The organism is Bacillus sp. BC08, assembly GCF_054326875.1.
Window position 1 is genome coordinate 115,236 of sequence record NZ_JBTGPA010000023.1, and the last position, 23,225, is coordinate 138,460.

25 protein-coding genes, 1 riboswitch and 2 other annotated features are annotated in these 23,225 nt (G+C 35.5%); of the genes, 20 read left to right on the forward strand and 5 right to left on the reverse strand.

Going from position 1 to position 23,225, the window contains the following annotated elements:
• Window positions 1–95 precede the first annotated feature (95 nt).
• From ACXVYO_RS05510 to ACXVYO_RS05535, 6 genes are all read left to right on the forward strand, one after another.
• Window positions 96–1,718: a nitrite/sulfite reductase gene (locus tag ACXVYO_RS05510; RefSeq protein WP_458466234.1), complete on the forward strand. Its 1,623-nt coding sequence runs from the start codon at window positions 96–98 to the stop codon at window positions 1,716–1,718.
• A 10-nt stretch (window positions 1,719–1,728) separates the two neighbouring features.
• The gene (locus tag ACXVYO_RS05515; RefSeq protein WP_000366917.1) at window positions 1,729–1,929 is read left to right on the forward strand and encodes a DUF3906 family protein; all 201 of its coding nucleotides are present in this window, start codon (window positions 1,729–1,731) and stop codon (window positions 1,927–1,929) included.
• A gap of 92 nt (window positions 1,930–2,021) precedes the next feature.
• Complete coding sequence (gene cobA, locus ACXVYO_RS05520; RefSeq protein ID WP_242241424.1) at window positions 2,022–2,798, forward strand: uroporphyrinogen-III C-methyltransferase; 777 nt, start codon at window positions 2,022–2,024, stop codon at window positions 2,796–2,798.
• A gap of 1 nt (window position 2,799) precedes the next feature.
• Window positions 2,800–3,555 carry a sirohydrochlorin chelatase gene (locus ACXVYO_RS05525; RefSeq protein WP_458466235.1) on the forward strand — a complete coding sequence of 252 codons (756 nt, stop codon included), beginning with the start codon at window positions 2,800–2,802 and terminating at the stop codon, window positions 3,553–3,555.
• Entirely contained in the window at window positions 3,530–4,147 is a 618-nt protein-coding gene (locus ACXVYO_RS05530) for an NAD(P)-binding protein (protein WP_458466236.1), read from the forward strand. Before ACXVYO_RS05525 ends, ACXVYO_RS05530 begins: the two co-directional genes overlap by 26 nt.
• A 61-nt stretch (window positions 4,148–4,208) precedes the next feature.
• Window positions 4,209–4,457, forward strand: a binding site (T-box leader).
• Window positions 4,458–4,568: 111 nt separating this feature from the next.
• Window positions 4,569–5,924 (forward strand): sodium-dependent transporter, encoded by a 1,356-nt coding sequence (locus tag ACXVYO_RS05535; protein ID WP_458466237.1) that lies wholly within the window; start codon window positions 4,569–4,571, stop codon window positions 5,922–5,924.
• A 30-nt stretch (window positions 5,925–5,954) separates the two neighbouring features.
• Here ACXVYO_RS05535 and ACXVYO_RS05540 read toward each other — a convergent pair whose 3' ends face one another.
• Both ACXVYO_RS05540 and ACXVYO_RS05545 read right to left on the reverse strand, forming a co-directional pair.
• Complete coding sequence (locus ACXVYO_RS05540; RefSeq protein WP_458466238.1) at window positions 5,955–6,116, reverse strand: hypothetical protein; 162 nt, start codon at window positions 6,114–6,116, stop codon at window positions 5,955–5,957.
• A 101-nt stretch (window positions 6,117–6,217) separates the two neighbouring features.
• Window positions 6,218–7,489, reverse strand: a complete 1,272-nt coding sequence (locus tag ACXVYO_RS05545; protein WP_458466239.1) for a murein hydrolase activator EnvC family protein — start codon at window positions 7,487–7,489, stop codon at window positions 6,218–6,220.
• A gap of 493 nt (window positions 7,490–7,982) precedes the next feature.
• Between ACXVYO_RS05545 and gltP the strand changes: the two genes are divergently transcribed.
• The 9 genes from gltP to ACXVYO_RS05590 all read left to right on the forward strand — a co-directional run bounded on the left by gltP (window position 7,983) and on the right by ACXVYO_RS05590 (window position 15,706).
• On the forward strand, window positions 7,983–9,254 hold the full coding sequence (gene gltP / locus ACXVYO_RS05550; RefSeq protein ID WP_097820196.1) for a glutamate/aspartate:proton symporter GltP: 1,272 nt from the start codon (window positions 7,983–7,985) through the stop codon (window positions 9,252–9,254).
• Window positions 9,255–9,320: 66 nt separating this feature from the next.
• Window positions 9,321–9,839, forward strand: coding sequence for a DUF402 domain-containing protein (locus ACXVYO_RS05555; RefSeq protein ID WP_458466240.1), 519 nt, complete (start codon window positions 9,321–9,323; stop codon window positions 9,837–9,839).
• Window positions 9,840–9,959: 120 nt separating this feature from the next.
• A riboswitch (SAM riboswitch) is annotated at window positions 9,960–10,065 on the forward strand.
• A 94-nt stretch (window positions 10,066–10,159) separates the two neighbouring features.
• Window positions 10,160–11,476: a Na+/H+ antiporter NhaC family protein gene (locus tag ACXVYO_RS05560; protein ID WP_458466241.1), complete on the forward strand. Its 1,317-nt coding sequence runs from the start codon at window positions 10,160–10,162 to the stop codon at window positions 11,474–11,476.
• Between the two features lie 228 nt (window positions 11,477–11,704).
• Window positions 11,705–12,061, forward strand: coding sequence for a lmo0954 family membrane protein (locus ACXVYO_RS05565; protein ID WP_000808634.1), 357 nt, complete (start codon window positions 11,705–11,707; stop codon window positions 12,059–12,061).
• Between the two features lie 56 nt (window positions 12,062–12,117).
• Window positions 12,118–12,780, forward strand: coding sequence for a PspA/IM30 family protein (locus ACXVYO_RS05570; protein ID WP_001980961.1), 663 nt, complete (start codon window positions 12,118–12,120; stop codon window positions 12,778–12,780).
• 106 nt (window positions 12,781–12,886) lie between these two features.
• Window positions 12,887–13,627: a cell wall-active antibiotics response protein LiaF gene (gene liaF, locus ACXVYO_RS05575; protein ID WP_001980963.1), complete on the forward strand. Its 741-nt coding sequence runs from the start codon at window positions 12,887–12,889 to the stop codon at window positions 13,625–13,627.
• Window positions 13,627–14,682: a sensor histidine kinase gene (locus ACXVYO_RS05580; protein WP_000744332.1), complete on the forward strand. Its 1,056-nt coding sequence runs from the start codon at window positions 13,627–13,629 to the stop codon at window positions 14,680–14,682. Before liaF ends, ACXVYO_RS05580 begins: the two co-directional genes overlap by 1 nt.
• Window positions 14,679–15,311: a response regulator gene (locus ACXVYO_RS05585; RefSeq protein WP_000598709.1), complete on the forward strand. Its 633-nt coding sequence runs from the start codon at window positions 14,679–14,681 to the stop codon at window positions 15,309–15,311. The genes ACXVYO_RS05580 and ACXVYO_RS05585 overlap by 4 nt, the downstream gene beginning before the upstream one ends.
• A 56-nt stretch (window positions 15,312–15,367) precedes the next feature.
• Entirely contained in the window at window positions 15,368–15,706 is a 339-nt protein-coding gene (locus ACXVYO_RS05590; RefSeq protein ID WP_242251129.1) for a DUF3922 domain-containing protein, read from the forward strand.
• 23 nt (window positions 15,707–15,729) lie between these two features.
• Here ACXVYO_RS05590 and brnQ3 read toward each other — a convergent pair whose 3' ends face one another.
• Window positions 15,730–17,085, reverse strand: coding sequence for a branched-chain amino acid transport system II carrier protein BrnQ3 (gene brnQ3 / locus ACXVYO_RS05595; RefSeq protein WP_458466242.1), 1,356 nt, complete (start codon window positions 17,083–17,085; stop codon window positions 15,730–15,732).
• Window positions 17,086–17,141: 56 nt separating this feature from the next.
• Window positions 17,142–17,401: a binding site (T-box leader), on the reverse strand.
• 272 nt (window positions 17,402–17,673) lie between these two features.
• Here brnQ3 and ACXVYO_RS05600 point away from each other — a divergent pair.
• On the forward strand, window positions 17,674–17,883 hold the full coding sequence (locus ACXVYO_RS05600; RefSeq protein WP_000880630.1) for a hypothetical protein: 210 nt from the start codon (window positions 17,674–17,676) through the stop codon (window positions 17,881–17,883).
• A 39-nt stretch (window positions 17,884–17,922) separates the two neighbouring features.
• On the opposite strand, the gene ACXVYO_RS05605 is transcribed toward ACXVYO_RS05600, so the two are convergent.
• Window positions 17,923–18,699, reverse strand: a complete 777-nt coding sequence (locus ACXVYO_RS05605) for a class I SAM-dependent methyltransferase (RefSeq protein ID WP_458466243.1) — start codon at window positions 18,697–18,699, stop codon at window positions 17,923–17,925.
• 108 nt (window positions 18,700–18,807) lie between these two features.
• Between ACXVYO_RS05605 and ACXVYO_RS05610 the strand changes: the two genes are divergently transcribed.
• Window positions 18,808–19,662 (forward strand): hypothetical protein, encoded by an 855-nt coding sequence (locus tag ACXVYO_RS05610; RefSeq protein ID WP_458466244.1) that lies wholly within the window; start codon window positions 18,808–18,810, stop codon window positions 19,660–19,662.
• 85 nt (window positions 19,663–19,747) lie between these two features.
• On the opposite strand, the gene ACXVYO_RS05615 is transcribed toward ACXVYO_RS05610, so the two are convergent.
• The gene (locus ACXVYO_RS05615; RefSeq protein WP_001978191.1) at window positions 19,748–19,945 is read right to left on the reverse strand and encodes a hypothetical protein; all 198 of its coding nucleotides are present in this window, start codon (window positions 19,943–19,945) and stop codon (window positions 19,748–19,750) included.
• 150 nt (window positions 19,946–20,095) lie between these two features.
• On the opposite strand from ACXVYO_RS05615, the gene ACXVYO_RS05620 reads away from it, so the two are divergent.
• From ACXVYO_RS05620 to hmpA, 3 genes are all read left to right on the forward strand, one after another.
• A complete protein-coding gene (locus ACXVYO_RS05620) occupies window positions 20,096–21,193 on the forward strand; it encodes a site-2 protease family protein (protein ID WP_458466245.1) in 1,098 nt (365 codons plus the stop codon).
• A gap of 114 nt (window positions 21,194–21,307) precedes the next feature.
• Window positions 21,308–21,826, forward strand: coding sequence for a hypothetical protein (locus ACXVYO_RS05625; RefSeq protein WP_242250978.1), 519 nt, complete (start codon window positions 21,308–21,310; stop codon window positions 21,824–21,826).
• A gap of 162 nt (window positions 21,827–21,988) precedes the next feature.
• A complete protein-coding gene (gene hmpA, locus ACXVYO_RS05630; RefSeq protein WP_458466247.1) occupies window positions 21,989–23,197 on the forward strand; it encodes an NO-inducible flavohemoprotein in 1,209 nt (402 codons plus the stop codon).
• Window positions 23,198–23,225: the final 28 nt, after the last annotated feature.

Below are 23,225 nucleotides of genomic sequence, written 5' to 3' on the forward strand. Positions count from 1 at the left end.
TGCCCGTAAATGCCCGATTGGTTAAGGCTAATAATCAATGTGGGATGAACACTTCCCACTGATTAAAGTTTCACTTTATATAGGGGGATTAAAAAATGAGTTATGAAAAAGTATGGGCTAACAATGAAAAATTAAATCAGACTGAGAAAAATAAATTAAAAAAAGATGGATTGGAAATCTTTAATGATATTCCTTACTATGCAGAGAATGGCTTCGAATCTATTCCGAAAGAAGAGTGGGATGCATTCAAATGGGCAGGGTTGTATTTACAAAGACCGAAAGAAGCTGGTTATTTTATGATGCGTGTAAATATTCCTTCAGGGATTATTACGAATGCACAGGCAGAAGTGCTTGCTTCTATCGCTGAGGATTATGGGCGTGACGTAATAGATATTACAACAAGACAGGCGATTCAGTTTCATTGGTTAGAAATTCATCAAATGCCAGATATTTTTAAACGATTAGCAAGAGTTGGGTTATCTTCAGCTGGAGCTTGTGGTGATATAACGCGTAATATTACAGGGAATCCACTTGCTGGCATTGATGCAAATGAACTGTTTGATACAACTGGTATTGTGAAAGAGGTATATGACTATTTCCAACATAATGAAGAGTTTTCTAACTTACCACGTAAATTTAAAATGTCTATTAGTTCTAATATTTATAACTCAGCAAACGCAGAGATTAACTGTGTTGCATTTACACCTGCTACGAAAGAAATAGATGGTGAGAAAAAAGTTGGTTTTCATATAAAAGTAGGTGGTGGATTATCAGCTCGTCCATATTTAGCTGATGAATTAGATGTATTCGTTTTACCAGAAGAAGTGAAGACGGTAGCGATTGCGATTGCTATGATATTCCGTGATTTTGGATACCGTGAAAAACGTCATTTAGCTCGTTTGAAATTTCTTGTTGCAGACTGGGGAGCAGAGAAATTTAAAGAGAAACTAATAGAGTATACGGGACCATTGCAAAGTAAAGGGGAAAGTGCTCAAAAAGGCTGGAATGCGGGATACTTTTATGGTGTTCAAGATCAAAAACAAGATGGACTAAAATATGTAGGTTTTAATGTGCCGGTAGGACGTCTACATGCAGAAGAAATGTTTGAGATTGCAAGGATTGCTAAGCAGTATGGAAATGGACAGATTCGTACATGTAATTCGCAAAACTTCATTATTCCGAATGTTCCGCCAAAAAATGTAACAGGTTTACTAAATGAGCCGTTGTTTGAAGCGATATCAGCAAGTCCGAAATCGTTTATTGGTCATGCGGTTTCCTGCACTGGTATTGAATATTGCAATCTTGCTTTAGTAGAAACGAAAGAAAGATTGCGAAAAATTGCCGAATACTTAGATACACAAATTGCACTCGATGTTCCGGTTCGTATTCATATGGTAGGATGCCCGAATTCATGTGGTCAACGTCAAATTGCTGACATTGGATTACAAGGGGTGAAAATGAAAACGAAGGAAAAAGGAATTGTTGAAGCATTTGAAATATATGTAGGTGGAACGTTGTTAGATGGTGGTGCTTATAATCAAAAATTAAAAGGAAAAATAGATGGTGAGGATCTACCTGATGTCCTTGCATCATTTATAAGTTATTTCAAAGAGAATAAATTACCAGCTGAAACGTTTTACGATTTTGTTGGTCGTATCGGTGTAGACACACTACAAATAGCGTTAAATACCGTGTTAGAAGAAGTACTAGCGTCTTAGGAGGGACAATATGGATTTATATCGATTTGAAGCCGTGTTAGTCAATAGTATTGTTCCGATTGTTGTCGTTGCTCAAAGTGAAGAACAGGCATTTAAGCTCGCGGAGATGGAGCTGGAAAAGCATTTTTTACCGCTGCCAGAAGTAAAGGAAATTTCTCTATTTGAAAAAAAGAAGATTCGAAAAGGTGCGGCATTTGTTATTCATGAGTAGGGAGTAGGGAACAGGTAATAGGCAATATTGAAAACTTCCATTCGTATATAAGGATGGAAGTTTCACTTTAATAGTAGAAATGAGGAGAGATGATGGGGAAGGTTTATATTGTTGGAGCAGGTCCTGGTGATCCAGATTTAATTACTGTGAAAGGGTTGAAATGTATTGAGAAAGCAGACGTTATTTTATACGACCGTCTCGTAAATAAAGAGTTGCTTTCATATGCAAAGCCTGAAGCGGATTTAATTTATTGCGGAAAACTGCCAAATTATCACACGATGAAGCAAGAGACAATTAACACGTTTCTTATTAAATACGCGAAAAAAGGAAAAGTTGTAACGAGGCTAAAGGGCGGGGATCCATTTGTATTTGGTAGAGGGGGAGAAGAAGCTGAAGCGTTAGCGAAGCAAGGTGTACCGTTTGAAATTGTTCCTGGTATTTCAGCTGGAATAGCTGCACCTGCTTATGCTGGTATTCCAGTGACGCATCGTGATGCGAGTGCAAGTTTTGCTATTGTGACGGGGCATAGGAAAGAAGATGCTGAAGAGGAAGTGAAGTGGGAACATTTAGCGAAAGGTGTAGAGACGTTAGCTGTATATATGGGGGTTAGTAATTTACCCTACATATGTGAACAACTGATGAAGCATGGAAAAGATACAAGTACGCCTGCTGCTATTATTGAGAGGGGAACGACTTCGATGCAGCGCACAGTTGTCGGGACGTTAGGGACAATTGTAGATGTTGCGAAAAAAGAACAAATTCAAAATCCGAGCATGATTGTAATTGGAGAAGTGGTCCGTTTTAGAGAAAAGATCCATTGGTTTGAGAAACAGACTGAAAGTACGTATCAAGTAAGTGGAGTGTTATAAAATGAAAGCCATCTTATATATATGTCATGGAAGTCGTTTGAAAGCAGCTAAAGAAGAAGCGATTACGTTTATTACGTCATGCATGAATCGTGTAGAGGCAAGTATTCAAGAAGTTTGTTTTTTAGAGTTAGCGAGTCCAACGATTGATGAAGGGTTCCGTACATGTGTGAGTCGTGGTGCTACAGAGATTATTGTAATTCCAGTTTTTCTATTAGCGGCAGGTCACGTGAAAAAAGATATCCCGTTTGAATTAGAAAAGTTAAATAATGAATTTTTAAGTGTTAAAGTGACCTATGGTAATCCGTTTGGTGTCTCAGAAACACTCGTTAAATCAGTGTATAACGGAAGTGGTATCGAACAGGAAGAGACGAATGAGGTGACGTTACTTCTCGTTGCAAGAGGGAGTAGCGATCCTGAAGTGTTAAAAGATATAAACTGGATTGCTTCTTTATTTCAAACGGAAGAGAAAATTAAAAAAGTAGAGGTTTGTTATTTAGCGGCTGCCGAGCCAAAATTTGAGGAGAAGTTAAAGGAAGTTGTTGAACGAAAAGAAAAGAACATCGTTGTGCTACCTTATTTGTTATTTACCGGTTTACTTATGAAACATATTGAAAAAGAAGTACGCCAATATGAGTCGGATAAGATAAAAATAAGTCCGTATTTAGGAAAGAATGAAGCATTTCAATATATGTTAATTCAGAAAACGAAGAAATTATTGAAGGGAGATCAATATGTATCCACTTACAGTGCGAGTTGAGAAGAAACGTGTTGTTGTCATTGGTGGAGGGAAAGTCGCGGGATTCAAAATTATTCCTTTACTAAAACAAGGTGCGGATATAATTGTGATAAGTCCTGAATTGGATGCAAATTTAGTGAAACTAGTGGAAGAAAAGCAAATTCGTTGGTATCAAAGAGAGTATGAAAAAAGTGATATTCAAGGTGCTTTTTTAGTTGTTGCAGCGAGTGGTGATGCCGAATTAAATGAACAAGTTGCTGAAGATAGTGCGGAGAATCAATTAGTAAATGTTATTACGAACCCGGAAAGTGGGAATGTTCATTTTCCGGCGGCGATTCATCGTGGATTACTGAATGTGGCTGTTTCTACTGGAGGGGCGAGTCCGAAACTGGCAAAAAAAATTCGTGATGATATCGCAAATAAATATGATGAGGCGTATGAAGCGTATCTTGATTTTTTATACGAAGTTAGAATAAAAGTGAAAGAATTACAAATAGAGAAAAAGCAGAGAAATATATTGCTGCAAGAAGTATTAAAATCAATATACGTTCAAAATGAACAAAAAAGAGAATTGTTTTTACAAGAATTAGAGAGAAGAGTTCATATAGGATAATGAATAAATTGTACTTTACAACCAGAAAAATATAATTTATAATCACAAGTAACTTCAATAGATGAAATCGATGAGCAAGAAGAGTACGTATATTTGATACGGTCAGAGAGCTGGGGTAAGGTGTGAGCCCGGTACGATAAAATATACAGAATGGGCTTGCGAGAGGTATGTTGAAAATTGTAGTAGGCAACCCGGGTTCCGCCGTTAAAAGGATAGAGTATCGGAATTTTTCCTGTACTTGAACAAGTGGGATTTATCAATCCAATTGAGGTGGTACCACGGTATTTACATTACATATATCGTCCTCTACATGCATATTTGCGTGTAGGGGACTTTTTTATTTTCTGAAGGAGGTGTGCGAGTATGAAATGAAAGTGTATAATTAACAAAAGTTTAAATATTCAGAAAAGGAGAAATTATGATGAAAGAAACACAGCAATGGACGTCGAAAATAGGCTTTGTACTCGCAGCAGCCGGAGCCGCAGTAGGTCTTGGTGCCATATGGAAATTTCCATATGTTGCAGGTAATGGTGGGGGAGGCGCATTCTTCCTTGTATTTTTACTATTAACTTTATTTATAGGTATGCCGCTTCTTTTAGCTGAATTTGTTATTGGACGTAGTACGCAAAAAGAGGCAGTTACAGCGTATAAAGTATTGGTGCCAAATAGCAAGTTATATCCTTGGATTGGTCGTATGGGAGTTGTTACTTGTTTTAGTGTACTATCTTTTTATAGTGTTGTAGGTGGATGGATTTTACTGTATTTATACTATAGTATTACAGGAAGCTTCTGGAATGGTGTTGTTGATTACGGGAAATTGTTTGGTGAAACGATTTCAAATCCAGTAAGCGCAATTGGAGCGCAATTTATCTTTATGCTTTGCACTATTTTTGTTGTAAGTAAAGGTGTCGAGAAAGGGATAGAAAAAGCAAGTAAGTATATGATGCCGCTATTATTTATTTTGTTTATTGCTATCATTATTCGTGCGTTAACACTTGATGGTGCTATGGCTGGGGTAGAGTTCTTCTTAAAACCAGATTTTTCAAAGCTGACAGCAGATACGATTTTATACGCGATGGGACAATCGTTCTTCTCGCTAACAGTGGGTGCCTCAGTAATGGTCACGTATAGTTCCTATTTGAAGAAAGAAGAACATTTAGCGAAATCAGCAACATCTATTGTAAGTTTAACTGTTTTTGTTACAGTACTTGCAGGATTAGCAATTTTCCCGGCGATTTTCGCATTAGGCGTTAAGCCGACTGAAGGGCCAGGATTACTGTTTATCGTCCTTCCAGCAGTATTTGCAAAAATACCATTTGGACAATTTTTCTTTATTATGTTTTTAATTTTATTCTTCTTTGCGACTTTAACATCAGCAATTTCAATGCTTGAAATTGTAGTAGCATCTGTTGCGAAAGGTAATGAGAAGAAGCGTCCGTCAGCATCATTATTAATTGGTATTCTTATTTTTGCAGTTGGAATCCCATCAGCATTATCGTTTGGAATTATGAGTGATGTGAAGATATTTGGTAAAACATTCTTTGATTTCGTCGATTTTTCGGTAAGTAATGTATTACTGCCGCTTGGCGTACTAGCCATCTCGCTATTCGTACCAAATAAAATGAGTAAAGAAATGTTAATGAAAGAATTAGAAGTTACGGAAACGAAAGGGAAAACATTATTTAATGTTTGGTTCTTCTTGCTTCGTTATGTTATTCCAGTAACGGTAATTATTGTATTTTTAAATGCGATAGGCGTATTTAAAATGTTTGCATAACAAAAAGACGGAGGAATCTCCGTCTTTTTGTTATGTTGTAGATGTATTTAATAAACGATTATATGCTTTATAGGCTGTGACGACTGAGATGAAGGATCCGATTAAAAATAATGCGGAGCCGCCAAATGTAAATATTCGGCCGATATACGTCTCTCTAGCTTCTTCTATTTTTTGTAGTAATTGTGTATTCATAGTTGATCACCCCGTAAACTATAGGCATTTAGTTATAGTCTATGTGGAAAGCCTATATTGTGTGAAGTATAAATAAAAAACTCGGTATGCACCGAGTTTTTTTATAATCCAATATAAGGAGATGGATCAACTGCGTTTGTCTTACCAACATTCCATTCTCCAAGATGAAGTTCGAAGTGTAAATGTTGTCCGTATGATTGGCCAGTATTCCCCATAAATCCAAGTTGAGTTCCTTGTTTTACAGTTTGTCCATTCGATACAGAACGGCTACTCATATGAGCGTATACTGTTGTGTATGTTTTTCCGTTAATACGGTGAGATAAGTACACAACATTTCCGTAACTAGATGATAATTCTGAGCGAATCACAACGCCGTCAGCAGCGGCAATAATTGGAACAGTTCCTGAAGCTGCGATATCGATTCCTTTATGGTTATCTATAGAGCGCACGCCAAACCCGGAAGTTTTTGATCCAGCTGCTGGCTTAATAAAGCCGCCAATATTTGTATCGTGTGGTGTTGGAGCTGCTTGAGCTGTTTGAGCAGATGTAGTAGATTGTTTACGAGCTTCCTCTGCCTTACGTGCCTCTTCAGCCTTACGAGCTTCTTCTGCACGTTTTTCTTCTTCAATTGCCTTTTGAACGGCTTGACGCTGATTTTCTAAAATACCTTTGGATTCTTCTAATCCTTCAATCTCTGAATCTACTTTTGCTACTTTCGTATGTAGATCGCTAATAAATGTTTGCTGCTGTTGTTGATTCGTTTGCAACTCTTGTTGTTTTTGAACTAATTTCTGTTCAGCTTCTTTTAGTTGTTGCTCTTTTTTCTCAACAGCCTCTTTTTCTTTCGCTACAGCATTTTGATCAGTTGTTTGTTTTTTCACAATATCGGTATCGTTGTTTAAAATTAAACTTACAGAGTACATATTATCAACAAGATCAGCAATGTTTGTAGAATTTGTTAATACCTCCGTAATGATGTTTGTACGAGGTTTTTCTTGCATAGATTGTAAACGTTGTTTAATAACTTCCTGACGCGTATCTATGTTTGTTTGTAATTGCTCTATATGTTTCTTTTTTTCAGTAATTATTTGTTGTGTTTTACTAATTTCTTTTTTTGTATCGCTTAATTCAGCTTCGTTTTTATTAATAGAAGTAGTTAAATCATCGATTTTCTTTTGTAATTCTTGAATTTCTTTTTCTATTTGTTCTTTCTCAGCTGATTTATTTTGTAAGTCATTTTGTTTTCCTTCTAATTCAGATTGAATATTAGATAATTTATCTTGATTCGTTTCAGCGTATACGGGTGAAAGTAACGGAGAAACAAAAAGTGTTCCTGCTGCTAAAACACTAAACGCTGCAAATTTCTTTTTCATGGTTGTCTGGCTCCTTTCCCTATGAATGTTATATATCATAAGAAGAAGAGTGTCTATCGTTGTAACCATAATGTAAAGAAAATTTTATAAAGTTGCTAAGTTTTGTCGGAATTTATCATCTTTTAATGATAATTGTCATGTTGGATGCGCTTTTTTATTGGTGCAACAAGGATGAATTTTTTGGATTTATTTGTTAAATTAAGGAAAAATATATTTGTTTTATATAGTAAAATAGTAGATAGGAATCCAATAAAACACTGATAAGGAATCGTTCTCATGTGAGGTTTTCTGACATGGGTTTTATTTTTGTCAAGAAAATTATTTGTGTTCAGGAAAAGTTATTTTGTTGTCAGATTTAATTTTTTGATTTATGATTTTTAACAGGGACAAAATGTAGTGAATTGTCGAATAATATGTAATACTCTTAATTTCAAGTTTTATAAATATAGAATGAAAGGTAGAGTGACACATCGAAGAGGGGGTTACAACAAATATGAAAAGAATAGGACTTGCATGGCAAATATTAATAGGACTTGCGCTTGGTATCGCAGTTGGGGCGATTTTCTTTGATAATCCAGCTGTTGTGAAGTACTTACAACCAATTGGTGATATTTTCATCCGATTAATTAAAATGATCGTTGTACCGATTGTTGTAGCAAGTATTGTTGTTGGGGTTGCTGGTGTTGGCGATGTTAAGAAATTAGGTCGACTAGGCGGAAAAACAATTATTTACTTTGAAATTATTACAACAATTGCAATTATTGTCGGTCTATTAATTGCGAATATTTTCCAACCAGGAAAAGGCGTAAATATGGAGCAGTTAACAAAGACAGATATTTCGAAATATACACATACGACAGAGCAAGTACAAAGTCATTCATTTGCAGATACATTCGTAAATATTGTTCCAACGAACATTATGAAGTCATTAGCTGACGGAGATATGCTTGCTATTATCTTCTTCTCTGTATTATTTGGTTTAGGTGTAGCAGCAATTGGTGAAAGAGGAAGACCGGTTCTTCAATTTTTCCAAGGTGTAGCTGATGCAATGTTTTACGTAACAAACCAAGTCATGAAATTTGCACCATTTGGTGTGTTTGCGCTAATTGGAGTTACAGTTTCTACATTTGGTCTTTCTTCATTAATTCCATTAGGGAAATTATTAATTGTCGTATATGGAGCAATGATTTTCTTCGTTGTAGTTGTCTTAGGACTTACAGCGAAAATATTTGGAATTAACATTTTCCAATTCTTTAAGATTTTAAAAGACGAACTGATCTTAGCATACTCTACAGCGAGTTCAGAAACAGTTTTACCGAAAATCATGGAGAAAATGGAGAAGTTCGGTTGTCCAAAGGCAATTACATCTTTCGTTATTCCAACAGGTTATTCATTTAACTTAGATGGATCAACTTTATATCAAGCAATTGCAGCTATTTTCTTAGCGCAAATGTACGGTATTGATTTATCTATTACACAACAAATTACATTATTACTTGTATTAATGCTTACATCAAAAGGTATTGCGGGTGTACCGGGCGTATCGTTCGTTGTATTGTTAGCAACACTTGGTACAGTAGGTATTCCAGCTGAAGGTTTAGCATTCATCGCTGGTATTGACCGTATTTTAGATATGGCTCGTACAGCAGTTAACGTTGTAGGTAACTCTTTAGCGGCTGTAGTTATGTCTAAGTGGGAAGGTCAGTATGACGCTGAAAAAGGACAGGCCTATTTGAAAGAAATTTCTAATAAGCAAGCAGCTTAATTATAATTTGAACAAGCTCTCACATAATATGTGGGGGCTTTTCTATATAGAAGGGAAGCGGACGTAATGAAACGTAAATATGGTGACGGTTCTTCGTGGAAGCGACTAATAGAGAAAGATTATACGGTTAAGCAAATAGAAGAGGGAATGCTAGGAATACTGGAAATAAAAAAGGTGAGAGAACCTAGTTGTAAAGAATATGATGGTAAAGAACTTTGTATTGCGGGGAATCAGTATACGTGGATTCAATATTTCGTAGCCGGGAAAAACTTTGCGATTACAGCTATGTTAGATGATCAGAAAAAATTAGTGCAATATTATATTGATGTGGCGAAAAAATATGAAATAGACGACCGTGGTTTGCCGTATTTTGATGATTTATATTTAGATGTAGTATTATTACCGAACGGTAAAATGTATATATTGGATGAAGATGAGTTAGAGGATGCTTATAAAAGTGGCGATGTTACAAAAGAAGAGTATGAGTTAGCTTGGTACACTACGAAATGGATAATAGCTGCAATAAAAAGTAGTGAATTTTATTGGATTTCAATATTAGAAGAAGAAATCAAAAAGTTAAAATGATTATTGTATTCAAATTTTTGCATAATTACCAAAAAAATCTATACAAAAAATAATTGACTTTTGTTTTGTAAGCGAGTAAAGTTAGGGAAGAAATTATTATTAAAAAATAAATATGAAACCTTCTTATAAAGAGAGGCGGAGGGACTGGCCCTACGATGCCTCGGCAGCGGACTCGATTTCAGAGTGCTGTGCCAAATCCAGCAAGCATGTGCTTGAAAGATGAGAAGAGTGTTTCTTATAGATGTATAAGACCTCTTCTCATTGGAAGAGGTCTTTTGTTATTCATTAGAAAAAGGTTGAAACTAGGGAGAGATGGTACTTTGAAAGAAACGAGAGGAAACGGTTTGGCTTTATTACCACTTGGGATATTTTTGGCGCTATTTATTGGTTCTGGGATTATTACAGGTGATTTCTATAAATTGCCAATACTTGTAGCAATTTCAATTGCTGTAGGGGTCGCTTTAGCAATAAATCGTAAAGAAAGCTTTAATGTAAAAGTAGAGCGATTTGCTAAAGGTGCAGGGAACCCAGATATTATGATTATGGTTCTAATTTTTGTGCTTGCAGGAGCATTTTCTGAAACAGCAAAAGGGATGGGCGGCGTTGATTCTACAGTTAACTTAGCGTTATCCGTTTTACCGCAAGGATTTATCGTAGCTGGAATTTTTGTTATAGGGGCATTTATTTCGTTAGCGATGGGAACTTCAATGGGAACAATAGCTGCATTAGCACCAATTGCTGTAGGTATTAGTGGGCAAACTGATATCTCCATTGCACTTACGATGGCTACTGTTGTTGGTGGAGCGATGTTTGGTGATAATTTATCATTTATTTCAGATACAACAATCGCAGCTGTACGTTCGCAAGGAACAGAAATGAAAGATAAGTTTAAAACGAACTTTTTAATTGTATTACCGGCGGCTATTATTACAATTGTACTTTTAGTAATCGTTACTTTAGGAAGCGATACGCAGATTAAAGCGCATAGCTTTGACTGGATAAAGATTTTACCGTATGCAGGAGTACTTATTACAGCGCTACTTGGTTGGAATGTGCTTATTGTGTTAACTGGTGGGACAGTACTATCCGGTGTTATCGGTCTTTTAGATGGAAGTTACACGTTAGAGAGTTTCTTTAAAAGTGTAACAACTGGAATGGGCGGTATGATGGAGTTAGTATTACTTGCTATTTTAATTGGCGGTATGGTCGAACTGATTCAATATAATGGTGGCATTCAATATTTAATGAATATTTTAACGCGTAACATTCGTTCGAAAAAAGGAGCAGAGTTCGGTATCGCTGGCTTAGTAAGTATGACGAATATGTGTACAGCGAATAATACGATTTCTATTATCTTTACAGGTCCGCTTGCGAAAAACATTGCAGATCAGTATGAAATTGATCCTCGTAAATCAGCGAGTGTATTAGATCTTTTCTCATGCTGTGTGCAAGGGTTAATCCCGTATGGTGCTCAAATGTTAACAGCAGCAGGGTTTGCGGCGTTATCTCCAATTGAATTGTTACCATATGCGTTTTATCCAATCTTAGTTGGAGTATGTGGAATTATTTCTATATTAATTGGTTTCCCGAGGTTTTCTAAAGTGGCGGGAAAGAAAGAATATCATAAAACAGCATAATGAAAAATGAAGTTTATGCATAGTAACGAAAGCCGTACAGAGAGTATTCTCTGTACGGCTTTTTATGTGCAATAAAAGAGTGAAACATCCTATCCAATCGTAGTTTTTACAAAAGGCTGAATGTGACTCGGTCTTAAGTCTGAGTTAAAAACGGTTCTTAAGCTCGTTATGGAAAGATGAAAAAATAGTTAAGATAAGAGTATCAAATCGAAGGGAGGCAAGCACAAGATGAAACAATTTCTAGCGTTTATCGCGGCTGGTATTTTAGCTTTAATTGCTCTTGGCAGTCTTGCTGGTATTATAGGGTTCGCAATTGGAGCAGGAGTTGTGTATTGGAGCTATAAATCATTTGTGCGAGCACAATCATTTTTTGGAAAGTTAGCTTGGGGTATTGTTGGTTTGATCGGCTTGTCCATCGCCCTTTCTCATTCCCCAGCACTAATCGGTATCGCAGCATTAGTAGTTTTATACTACGGATACCGTGAGTGGAAAAAAGAAAAAAATGTAGTTGTTGATTCTGCACCAGAAAGTTCTAAACCATATAGCAACTTTGAAGATGAGTGGAACAAGTTAATGAAAAACTAATAAAAAATTAATAAAAATCAAATTAAATTTATAAAGTAGAAGAGAGGAAGATTATAATGAAACAATCTTTATTCGGACGTGTACGCGATGCAATTTTAGCAGATTTTCATAATGTGTTAGATGAGAAAGAAAGAAAAAATCCAATCGCTATGTTAAATCAATATTTACGCGATAGTGAGCGTGAAACAACAAAAATTGAGAAGTTAATTCAGCGTCATAAAACATTAAAATCTAATTTCGCTCGTGAGCTTGAGCAAGCACGTTATTTCGTTAATAAAAGATCAAAACAGGCTATCATCGCTCAAGAAGCAGGCGAATTACAGTTACACGAACGTGCATTAGAAGAAGTAGCTTATTATGAAGGGCAAGTAACTCGATTAGAAGAAATGTATGCAGGTGTTGTAGAGCAAATCGATGAGTTAGAGCGTCGTCTTTCTGAAATGAAAAATAAATTAAAAGAAATGCACGCAAAGCGCATGGAACTAATGGCACGTGAAAATATGGCACATGCAAATCGTCGTATGAATACTGCGATGCATAAAATGGATGAAAATAATCCATTCTTACGCTTTGAAGAAATTGAAGATCATATTCGTGACTTAGAAACTCGTATGAATGAGGAGCATGAACGTGACACATTTGATATGAAGATTGCAAAGCTTGAGCGTGAAATGAAAGAAAAGAATGATGTATCGTTAACGAAAGAGTTAACAAAATAATAGTAGTATATTATAAAACAGGCTTATGATATAGTGATAGGAGAAAAGGTGTTGGAAAGCAATGCCTTTTCTTCTATGTATATGTGAAAAGAAGGGGGGAGCTGAAATGAAGAAGCATTTTTCAAAAACACAATTAATGGGGATGCTCCTCATCATATTTGGATTCGGTCTTTTTCTTGATATGATACTTGGACATTTTGAACCAGGTGGTCTCATTTTTGCATTTATTATGCTTATGTTTGGAAGGCATTATCGTAAAAAGAATCGTTACGTACGGGGAAATGTATTTTTATTTGTTGGTGGTATCGTATTTTTATTCTTCTTATTTTCATCAGCAGCATTTGTTCTTGTCGTATTTGCTTGTTTAGCTTTAATTGGTTATCAACTGATTCAACAAGGACATCAGCAAAAAGCAATGAAGGTTGAAATTAAAGAAAAAGGAATTATAGACGAAGAGAAGCAAATATATCGTACAGAACCGTATTTAAAAAATATGTTTGTAGGGAATATACGAATGATGGATCATATTTATGAACTTGAGGATATTAATGTTCAATATGGTGCTTGTGATGTGGAAATAGATTTAACAACTGCTATGATCCCAGAAGGGGAGACGGTAATTGTTATTCGCGGTGTCGTTGGTAATATCCGTTTATATGTGCCATATGATATTGAACTGTCTTTAAATCATTCTGTTATTGTCGGACGTGTGCTTCTGCCAGGTCATGAAGAAACAGGATTTAACCGCAATGTTACATTTAGAACAGAGCAGTATAAAGAGGCTCCTCGTCGTATTAAAATTATTTCTTCGCTTGTCGTAGGCGATACGGAAGTGAGGAAAGTATAATGAAAAAACAAAAAAATATTTCGTGGATGTATATTCGTTATTCTATGTTGTCCTCTGTTAGTATCGCACTTATTTGTACAATTGTATATGTATGGAAAAGCGAGCAACAAGTGTATGATTTATTATGGAAGGAATCCATCGCTTCTGTTCCAATTGGCTTGTTTATTATGACTACAAGTTTACTTATCGGGGGAATTGTAGGATATGCAATCGGTTACTATATAGAGCAGCGTATACAAGGATTAAATACTTTTCTATTTGAAGTAGAGCGAGGGAATTTTCCGAGCGATGTTTCATTTACTGCAGATGATGAATTTCATGAAGTGGAACGAAAAGTAATCGTTCTGGCTCGTCGATTAGAGGAGCAAGCTGGACTCTTTCAAAAAGTAACGAATGAACGAGCTCATTGGAATGAAGAGATGAGACAAGAAGCGATTTCCCAGGAAAGGCATCGATTAGCGAGGGAGCTGCATGATTCTGTAAGTCAGCAGCTTTTTGCAATGTCGATGATGATGTCGGCTATTAATGAACAAGTAGCTGAAATTCCAGAAATGACGAAAAAGCAGTTGCAGCTTGTTGAAAATATGGTTGTAAATGCACAGTCAGAGATGAGAGCATTACTTCTTCATCTACGCCCAGTGCAGTTAGAAGGTAAGAAACTAACAGAGGGTATAGAAGAATTATTAACAGAACTGTCTAGAAAGCAACATATGAAAATTGAATGGTTAATTGAACCAATTCAATTAAAAAAAGGTGTAGAAGATCATTTATTCCGTATTGTACAAGAGGCGCTGTCTAATACTTTACGGCATGCGAAGGCAAAGAAAACGGAAGTACGTCTACGTAAAATTGAGCAATATGCAATATTGAAAATTATTGATGATGGTGTCGGTTTTAAAGTAGGGGTTAATAAGGCTGGTTCGTATGGTTTAAGATCAATGCAAGAGCGCGTTCATGAAATTGGTGGTACATTAAAAGTACTTAGTTTTCCAAATAAAGGTACACAAATAGAAGTGAAAGTACCGATTATGATTGAGAGAGGGGGAGAGTCATGATAAAAGTATTATTAGTTGATGATCATGAAATGGTTCGAATGGGTGTATCAGCATATTTATCAACGCAGCCAGATATTGAAGTAGTTGGAGAAGCTGAAAATGGAAGAAAAGGTTCAGAGTTAGCTTTGCAATTAAGACCGGATATTATTTTGATGGACCTTGTCATGGACGAGATGGATGGGGTTGAAGCAACACGTGCTATTATTCAGGAATGGCCAGAAGCGAAAATTGTAGTTGTAACGAGCTTTTTAGATGATGAGAAATTGTATCCTGTTATTGAGGCGGGAGCAACTAGTTATTTATTAAAAACATCTAGAGCGAGTGATATAGCAGACGCTGTACGAGCTACTTATGATGGAGAAACGGTATTAGAACCAAAAGTTACTGGTAAAATGATGTCTCGCATGCGTCAGAAGAAAGAACAACCTTTGCATGAGGAGCTAACAGAAAGAGAGTCTGAAATTTTGTTATTAATTGCAGAGGGAAAAAGTAATCAAGAGATTGCAGACGAATTGTTTATTGCCCTCAAAACAGTAAAGACACATGTGAGTAATATATTAAATAAGCTAAATGTAAGTGATCGGACGCAGGCGGTTATTTATGCGTTTAGACATCAATTGACGAAATGATAAAGTGAAACTTTAATCAGTGGGGGTTACCCCCACTGATTATTAGTTTGCGCCAAATCTTTTTATTGACGTTAATAAATGTAAGCGTTATCATTAAGTTGTTAACAGTACATACAAAGGGGAGAATGTATATGTTAGTTCAAACTATATTTGGCATGGATAAGTCTAAAAAATTAGGGGATTATGTGAACGCATTGCAAGCGCTGTGTGAACAATATAATGTGGAAACCGATAAAATTGCAATTGTTGAGGCGACAGAAGAGTACTATTTATTTTTAGTGAAACAAGAAGATTGCTATGATGTTGTCAAAGTAGAAACAGTGGATACAAATATCGACTATTATACGAAAGCTTATAAAATAAGCAGTTTTAACCATACTGCTTTTCAAATGTAAAAAAACTCCCGAAAGGGAGTTTTTTAGGATGCTTTTACTTCATGAGATTCGTTTAGTAAGGGCACTTTTTTCGCACCGCTTAACTTAGCAATTATAAGGCCGATAAGAAATCCGGCTACTGCTGGTATGAGCCAGCCGATTCCTTCATTATATAAAGGGATAAATTCAAAATATGGAGTGATAAATGAAACTGAAATACCACCTTGTTTTAATCCATCAAATACGCTTACGAAAGCTGCTCCAATTAAAGCACCTACATAAACAGAGCGATATCCACCAAAATATTTATGAAGTAATGATAGTAGAACAAGTACAATTGCAATTGGATATACAACAAGTAGAATTGGAACAGAGATGGCGATGATTTTTGTTAATCCTAAGTTGGCAACTAATAATCCTAATGCGCAAATGATGCTCGCGAACATTTGGTATGAAAATGTAGTCAATAATGTTGAGAAATATTGACTACATGCAGATACAAGTCCAACACATGTCGTTAAGCAAGCGAGTGTAACGATAAGAGATAATAGAAGTAAACCGTATGGACCGAATAATTCTTGCACGATAACAGTAAGTAATTGTCCTCCATTTTTTGCATACCCGAGAGAGACGCTAGTTGCACCGAGCCAACCAAGTGCACCATATACAAGTACGAGACCAGTAGCGGCAATAAGTCCTGCTTTCGCTGTTGCGATGGCAATGGATTTACGATCCTTTACACCTTTAGAGCGAATGGCATTTACAACGATAATTCCAAATGCAAGTGCAGAAATGGTATCCATCGTTAAGTATCCTTCCATAAAGCCTTTGAAGATTGGAGAAGTTTGATACTCTTGCATTGCTGGTCCGGATTGCCCGAGTGGTGTAAATACACTTTTAACAAATAATAAGAAAATAGAAAGTAATAAAATAGGTGTTAATATATTTCCGATGCGATCGACGAGTTTGGATGGATTTAAACTAAGCCAAAATACGATAGCGAAGAAGACGACCGTGTATAAAAATAGTGCTAGGTTACTAGAGCGAATTGTTTCTGGTAAGAAGGAACTAACGCCCATTTCATAAGCGACATTCGCAACACGTGGAATTCCCATAGAAGGACCGATTGCGATGTATACAACTACAGTAAAGAAAATTCCGAATAATGGGTGAACATGACTTGCGAGTTGTTGCATACCGTTTCCGGATAAAGAAATTGCAATAACAGTTAATAATGGTAAACCGACTCCTGTTAGTAAAAATCCAATCATTGCCGGCCAAAAATTTTCACCTGCATTTTGTCCAAGCATGGGAGGGAAAATTAAATTACCTGCCCCAAAAAATAAAGAAAATAGCATAAGACCCGTGAAAAAAATGTGTTTTTTTGATACAGTGTTCATTGTTTTTCCTCCTTTTTTAAATTCATTTGTAAGAACACAAAAAACTCGTCCCTAAAGAAAGGGACGAGTTATATTTACCCGCGATACCACCCTAATTTATACATGTAGAAATGAGTCTATATGTATACGGCTTTACAACGTACAACATGATACGTGTTCCTTGTAACGGGGGACAGCCGGTAAGAACTTACTGTAACATTCGGTTCTACTTCTCGGAGATGATTTTCGGCTACGCACTGAACGTTGGCTTTCAGCAATTCGCCAACTCTCTGGGGGGACAGTCCTATAACGTACTCGTTCTCGTCAATGAATTTTTATTCAAGTATTCTGACAGTATTGTTGCATGTTTTTTTTTGAAAGTCAATATATTTTTTGAAAGGTATATGTATTTACGGAAATATTCCATGTGATATTCGTTGATGTGAAGGGAATAGTGGATTGTAAAACGGGAGTAAAATTTTGTGGAGAATTGTAAAATTTATAGAGAAAGTTGATATTTCTAGGAGTAAAGAAGGTATTGTTTGAATTTGCAGAGAATAATACAACAATCCACTTGCTGGAAAGAACAAACCAAAAGAGGTGACTGAAATGCTTGCGATGGGAGTATTATTTGGCATTATTGCTATAATTGGTTTTATGTGGTTATATTATTCGCGTTCGTTTAAACAAGCAGAAGTTTTACTCTTTCAAAAAGGTAGTTTGTTGACAAATCAGTCCAGATATTTAGTATGTCCGAAGTGTGGAAGTGCACAGGCCAGAAGTGGAGGATATCAAGAGTGTTGCAAAATTAGATTATGAAAGAAGGAAGCCTCACATTATTTTGTGAGGCTTCCTTCCTTACAATTTCATGGCACTCCAAATTGTCCACCGATCTCTTTCAATGATAGGAGAGGTGTTTTGTAAGGCGGTCTGGACCTGTTGTAGAAGTTGAGAAAGTTCATGATCTGTTAATTCGTATAGAATGGATCGACCTGTTCGAGGTGATAAATCTTGTAACAATGCTTCTACAGAATCATGTATTTTTCGTACTTCCCATTGTGTTTGAGTGGGGAACACGTGAAGAAAATATTTTTGTAATTCTTGTTGTATCGTGGTGGTTTTTGGACGTCTTTTTGATTCAATTTCAATGAGCTTTGGAAAGATAGAGAAAAAATATCCACGAATGTGTTCGGGGCTTCCAGGAATTGTACAATCTTCAATGGTTCGGTCTTGTACAATGAGTACACCGTTTTTCTTTAATATACGAGAAGCTTCACGTAGAAATGTTGGAATGTCTTGTAAATGATGAATCACTGCGCGCGAAATAACAATGTCGAATGTTTCATTAGGATATGGGACGCTATGTGCATCACCGTGAATGAAAGAAATGTTTGGGAAACCGCTACAATTTTCTTTTGCAGCTTGTAATATTTCTTTTGAAAAATCAAGCCCAACAACACTTTTTGCTCCCATAAGGGCAAGTTCTTTCGTATAAATACCGCCACCACAGCCGATATCGATTATTTGCTTGTTTTGTATATTTGTAATACTCTTTATCATTTCACCCCAAGAAATATGGGCGTCTCGCTGTGCGTATGTGTATTTATTATTTGCATCGTGAAAATTAATGGACATGAAAAAGACCTCCTTTCAATGCTTAGTATAGCGTATTTTATAGTGTGTCACGTTTTTGTTTTTTGTATGAAGATTATAAGGATTTCTTATTGTAAAGGGAGGATTAAGTTGAAAAGGAAATATGTATTATTATTGTTGTTTGCTATGTTACTAGCATCTTGTAGTCAAGTTGAGCAAAAAAAAGAAACAAAAAAAGTAGAAGAGACGGTGAATGAAGTGAAAGAAACAATAGGGGTAACCGTTATACAAAAAAAAGGTAAAGAGAAAAAGTTACAGGAATCAGAAGCTAAGTTAGTAATAGATATTATAGATAAAGCGGAAAAACAAGACGTAACAGGTAGTTTTGGTGAGCCGGAATATGAAATACAAATTAGTAGAGATGGAAAAAAAGAAACTTATTATGCATGGCTAAGAGGAGAAGATAGACGAGGATGGCTACAATATAAGAACGTTATGTACATGCTAAATAAAAAAGATACGGAAAAGCTGTTAGCTATATTTCCAAATATTTCAGAACAAAAAGAAGGTGAGATGCAGGCAGGTCCTTTAACGGAAGTAACAAAAAAAGATTTGCAGATTACTGCGTTTCATATTAAAGCAGGTGATCAAAAAGTGAATTACACGGTGCGGTATACGATTTCACAATCACTATACAACAAGTTAGAGAAGGAGCAAGAATATTATTTACAAGTCATTTTTCCAGAAAAAGTTCAAAAGTTAATTGGAGCAAAAGAGAGTGAAAAAATTTTAGGAGAAAAGGTAAAGGAAGGGTATAAACAGTATGAATTGCATGCTACTGTTCCGATAAAAGATGCTTCAGAATCACAATTAAGGGCATTAGAAACATATTATGAAAATTATGATTTAAAAATATTAGATAGTAAAAAAGAGAAAATAGGTGTTTTTCAAAATATCATTCAAATTGTTAAAGAGTATGGTGAAAAAATGAATTTCCAAAGATAAAGTGAAACTTTAATTACGGGATGAATGTAAAGTCTATATGGCCTTTCCTAGGAAATGATAATAGAGAGGGGAAGTCCCCTCTCTATTACTTTGCTTTTGCAGATGGCTCATTCATTGATTTTCGTGTAATAAGAAAAGAAATCATAAGAGCGGAAAGGATGATAAAAGCAATAAATACGTGATTTGGCAACAAATCTAATAATAGTACGTAGCTAACGGTATAAAAAATAAGAGTTGAAGCTAAAAACGATAGAGCGCCTATTATGAGAGATTGTAAATTCATTCGTATACACCTCCTTTTATTTATATTTTTGGCTAAAAATGGATTATATAAACATTATTTCTAACAATAGAAAAAAATATGTCATAATAGAGAAAGAACCAGCTTTAATGAATAAATATGATTCATTAATGAGAGATAAAGGAGAGGAATATGAAAAATAATAAAAAAGGATTATGGGGCATTATTGTTGCCATAGGTTTATTTTTACTTTCTAAGTTAAAGTGGGTATTTGCAATTTTTAAATTAGCAAAGTTTTCAACAGTATTTAGTATGTTTCTATCACTTGGTGCATACGCAGTTATATATGGTTGGAAATTTGGAGTAGCGCTCATTTATTTGTTGTTTATCCATGAAATGGGCCATTTATGGGCTGCGAAAAGAAAAGGTATACCAACATCACCAGCAATATTTATTCCATTTATGGGTGCTCTTATTGGGATGAAAGAGATGCCGAAAAATGCGAAAGATGAAGCTTACATCGCCTATATGGGTCCTCTTTTCGGATTGGTGTCATTTTTACCTGCGATTCCACTTTATATAATAACGAAAGAGCCATTTTGGGCATTAATTATTTTGCTTGGAAGTATGATTAACTTCTTTAACTTGATTCCAGTTTCTCCATTAGATGGTGGACGAATTATCTCGGTTGTAAGTACAAAGATTTGGGGAGCGGGTCTTATTGTATTGCTCGGTTATTCCATTTACTTTAAAAGTATTTTGGGAGGATTTATTGTTGTTATCGGTTGTATGGAATTATATAGAGTAATAAAGCGAGATGAGCCGATTAAGGAATTAGGATATAGAATTGATGGAATGAAAGAATATGTTGCAAGGCTTGAAGAGGAGTTAAAAGAAACGGGTGCAGTGCATCGAAATATATATATGATGCAACATGAAATAAATGTATTAAGACAAAAAGAAAGAGAGAAAGAATTAAAAACAGGAGAACTTCAAAAGATTGCAGTGTTAGAGTACATTTTACCAAAGTTTGAGCCACTTGATTACGTTCCATATGAAGAGGAAAAAGAAACACATACAATTCATATAAGAGAAGCATTTGAAATATCAGAAAGAAAATTACAGGAATGGGATACAGAAAAGAGACAACAGGAAAACTATTACAAAGTGGATACGAAAACGAAATGGACGGTATTTGCTTGTTATATCGGATTAATGGCTATACTCGGTTACGCAGCTTATGAAGGGTATATGGTTTTACAAGAACATTTGCCAACGAGGAATGTATAGAAAAATATTGTCGAAATGATAGGAAGAATTTATACAGGAATTATATTTCTACGAGAGAATGTTACAAGTATAGTACTACATTGTAATATCTCTAGTAGAGAAGGGGTTCTGTATATGAAGAAATTGTTACGTGTATTCGGGATTATTATCGTGATGATCATTGCGAGTTATAGTCTTATGAAAGTGCTATTACATTATGCGAATAAGCCTGCTGAGGTAAATACGATAGCTCAAATAGAAGATGTACAAGAAGAGACAAAAGTACTGGATTTTATTCGTATGACACATGAAAGTTATAATAATTTCTTAAATTACGGTAAAGCAGAGAATTATACAGAAGGGGACTGGAACCAATTGAAACAATGGTTTCAACAGCAAGAATCGTCTTTAAAAAATATACATACAGAAATAAAGAATGAAAAAATAAAACGTGATGTAAATAGAAGCTATGAAATTGCAAAAAAAGGTGTGGAACTTCAAAATATTGAGTATGTAGTTTATGCGCATCGTGTATACCATGACTTGGATATTATCGTAAATAAATATAGAGGTGAAACGAATATCTGGGGGTATACAGAGTTTGGAGATGGGAAAGATATAAGGGTAATTGAACAAGCGATACAGTCCAAATAATAATAAGCTAGCTAGCATTCTAGTTGGCTTATTTTCTTATGAAAGTACAATGTTCATATATTTTTCACAAAAACACCGTGTGAATAGTGATTAAAATCACAATATGTACTATACAATTCAGTTAAACTAAAAACAGTTAAGGAAATAGAGGAGTGGGATACAATGTTAAGTGCAAAAACAATTGAAATCGTAAAGTCAACAGTACCATTATTACAAGAAAAAGGCGTTGAAATTACAACGCGATTTTATGAAATTTTATTTTCGGAACATCCGGAGTTATTGAATATTTTCAACCATACAAATCAGAAAAAGGGAAGACAACAACAAGCGCTAGCAAATGCTGTTTATGCAGCTGCAACGTACATTGATAATTTAGAAGCTATTATTCCAGTTGTAAAACAAATTGGTCATAAGCATAGAAGTTTAGGTATTAAAGCAGAGCATTACCCGATTGTAGGTACATGTTTACTACGCGCAATTAAAGAGGTTGCAGGTGCACCTGATGAAGTTTTAAATGCATGGGGAGAAGCTTATGGTGTCATTGCTGATGCATTCATTAGCATTGAAGCAGAGATGTATGAAGAAGCGGCACATAAAGAAGGTGGATGGAAAGATTTCCGTAACTTTGTAGTTATTAAAAAAGTGAAGGAAAGCGATGTTATTACGTCATTTTATTTAAAACCTGAAGATGGCGGGAAAGTCTCTTCATTCATCCCAGGACAATATGTAACGATTCAAATAAATATCGAAGGTGAAACATATACACATAATCGTCAATATAGCTTATCAGATGCTCCTGGAAAAGAATATTATCGTATTAGTGTAAAAAAAGAAAAAGGTGTAGATACACCGGATGGTAAAGTATCTAACTACTTACATGATCATGTGGAAGAAGGGGATATGTTACCAGTAAGTGCACCAGCAGGAGATTTCGTATTAAATATGGATTCAACTTTACCAGTTGTACTAATTAGTGGTGGAGTAGGGATTACACCGATGATGAGTATGCTAAATACGTTAATTGAACAAGACTCAACACGTAATGTATGTTTTGTTCATGCAGCGATAAATAGTAATACACATGCAATGAAAGAACACGTTGAGGCAGTAGATAATGAATACGAGCAAGTTAAAGCATACACTTGCTATTCTGCACCAACTGAAAAAGATTTAGAAATGAAGAATTTTGATAAAGAAGGTTTCATTGAAGCTGAATGGTTACAAACTATTATTCCGACAACGGAAGCAGAATTTTATTTCTGTGGTCCCGTACCATTTATGAAACATATAAATGCTGCACTAACTGATTTAGGTGTGAAACAAGAGCATATTCATTATGAATTTTTCGGTCCAGCAGCAAGCTTAGAATAGATGTAATTTGAATAAGCCAAAAAAAACG

Bases quoted from the DNA above. Each gene is read 5' to 3' on its own strand.
- ACXVYO_RS05510 (WP_458466234.1), top strand. From the start codon at position 96: ATGAGTTATGAAAAAGTATGGGCTAACAATGAAAAATTAAATCAGACT.
- ACXVYO_RS05515 (WP_000366917.1), top strand. From the start codon at position 1,729: ATGGATTTATATCGATTTGAAGCCGTGTTAGTCAATAGTATTGTTCCG.
- cobA (WP_242241424.1), top strand. From the start codon at position 2,022: ATGGGGAAGGTTTATATTGTTGGAGCAGGTCCTGGTGATCCAGATTTA.
- ACXVYO_RS05525 (WP_458466235.1), top strand. From the start codon at position 2,800: ATGAAAGCCATCTTATATATATGTCATGGAAGTCGTTTGAAAGCAGCT.
- ACXVYO_RS05530 (WP_458466236.1), top strand. From the start codon at position 3,530: ATGTATCCACTTACAGTGCGAGTTGAGAAGAAACGTGTTGTTGTCATT.
- ACXVYO_RS05535 (WP_458466237.1), top strand. From the start codon at position 4,569: ATGAAAGAAACACAGCAATGGACGTCGAAAATAGGCTTTGTACTCGCA.
- ACXVYO_RS05540 (WP_458466238.1), bottom strand. From the start codon at position 6,116: ATGAATACACAATTACTACAAAAAATAGAAGAAGCTAGAGAGACGTAT.
- ACXVYO_RS05545 (WP_458466239.1), bottom strand. From the start codon at position 7,489: ATGAAAAAGAAATTTGCAGCGTTTAGTGTTTTAGCAGCAGGAACACTT.
- gltP (WP_097820196.1), top strand. From the start codon at position 7,983: ATGAAAAGAATAGGACTTGCATGGCAAATATTAATAGGACTTGCGCTT.
- ACXVYO_RS05555 (WP_458466240.1), top strand. From the start codon at position 9,321: ATGAAACGTAAATATGGTGACGGTTCTTCGTGGAAGCGACTAATAGAG.
- ACXVYO_RS05565 (WP_000808634.1), top strand. From the start codon at position 11,705: ATGAAACAATTTCTAGCGTTTATCGCGGCTGGTATTTTAGCTTTAATT.
- ACXVYO_RS05570 (WP_001980961.1), top strand. From the start codon at position 12,118: ATGAAACAATCTTTATTCGGACGTGTACGCGATGCAATTTTAGCAGAT.
- liaF (WP_001980963.1), top strand. From the start codon at position 12,887: ATGAAGAAGCATTTTTCAAAAACACAATTAATGGGGATGCTCCTCATC.
- ACXVYO_RS05580 (WP_000744332.1), top strand. From the start codon at position 13,627: ATGAAAAAACAAAAAAATATTTCGTGGATGTATATTCGTTATTCTATG.
- ACXVYO_RS05585 (WP_000598709.1), top strand. From the start codon at position 14,679: ATGATAAAAGTATTATTAGTTGATGATCATGAAATGGTTCGAATGGGT.
- brnQ3 (WP_458466242.1), bottom strand. From the start codon at position 17,085: ATGAACACTGTATCAAAAAAACACATTTTTTTCACGGGTCTTATGCTA.
- ACXVYO_RS05600 (WP_000880630.1), top strand. From the start codon at position 17,674: ATGCTTGCGATGGGAGTATTATTTGGCATTATTGCTATAATTGGTTTT.
- ACXVYO_RS05605 (WP_458466243.1), bottom strand. From the start codon at position 18,699: ATGTCCATTAATTTTCACGATGCAAATAATAAATACACATACGCACAG.
- ACXVYO_RS05615 (WP_001978191.1), bottom strand. From the start codon at position 19,945: ATGAATTTACAATCTCTCATAATAGGCGCTCTATCGTTTTTAGCTTCA.
- ACXVYO_RS05620 (WP_458466245.1), top strand. From the start codon at position 20,096: ATGAAAAATAATAAAAAAGGATTATGGGGCATTATTGTTGCCATAGGT.
- ACXVYO_RS05625 (WP_242250978.1), top strand. From the start codon at position 21,308: ATGAAGAAATTGTTACGTGTATTCGGGATTATTATCGTGATGATCATT.
- hmpA (WP_458466247.1), top strand. From the start codon at position 21,989: ATGTTAAGTGCAAAAACAATTGAAATCGTAAAGTCAACAGTACCATTA.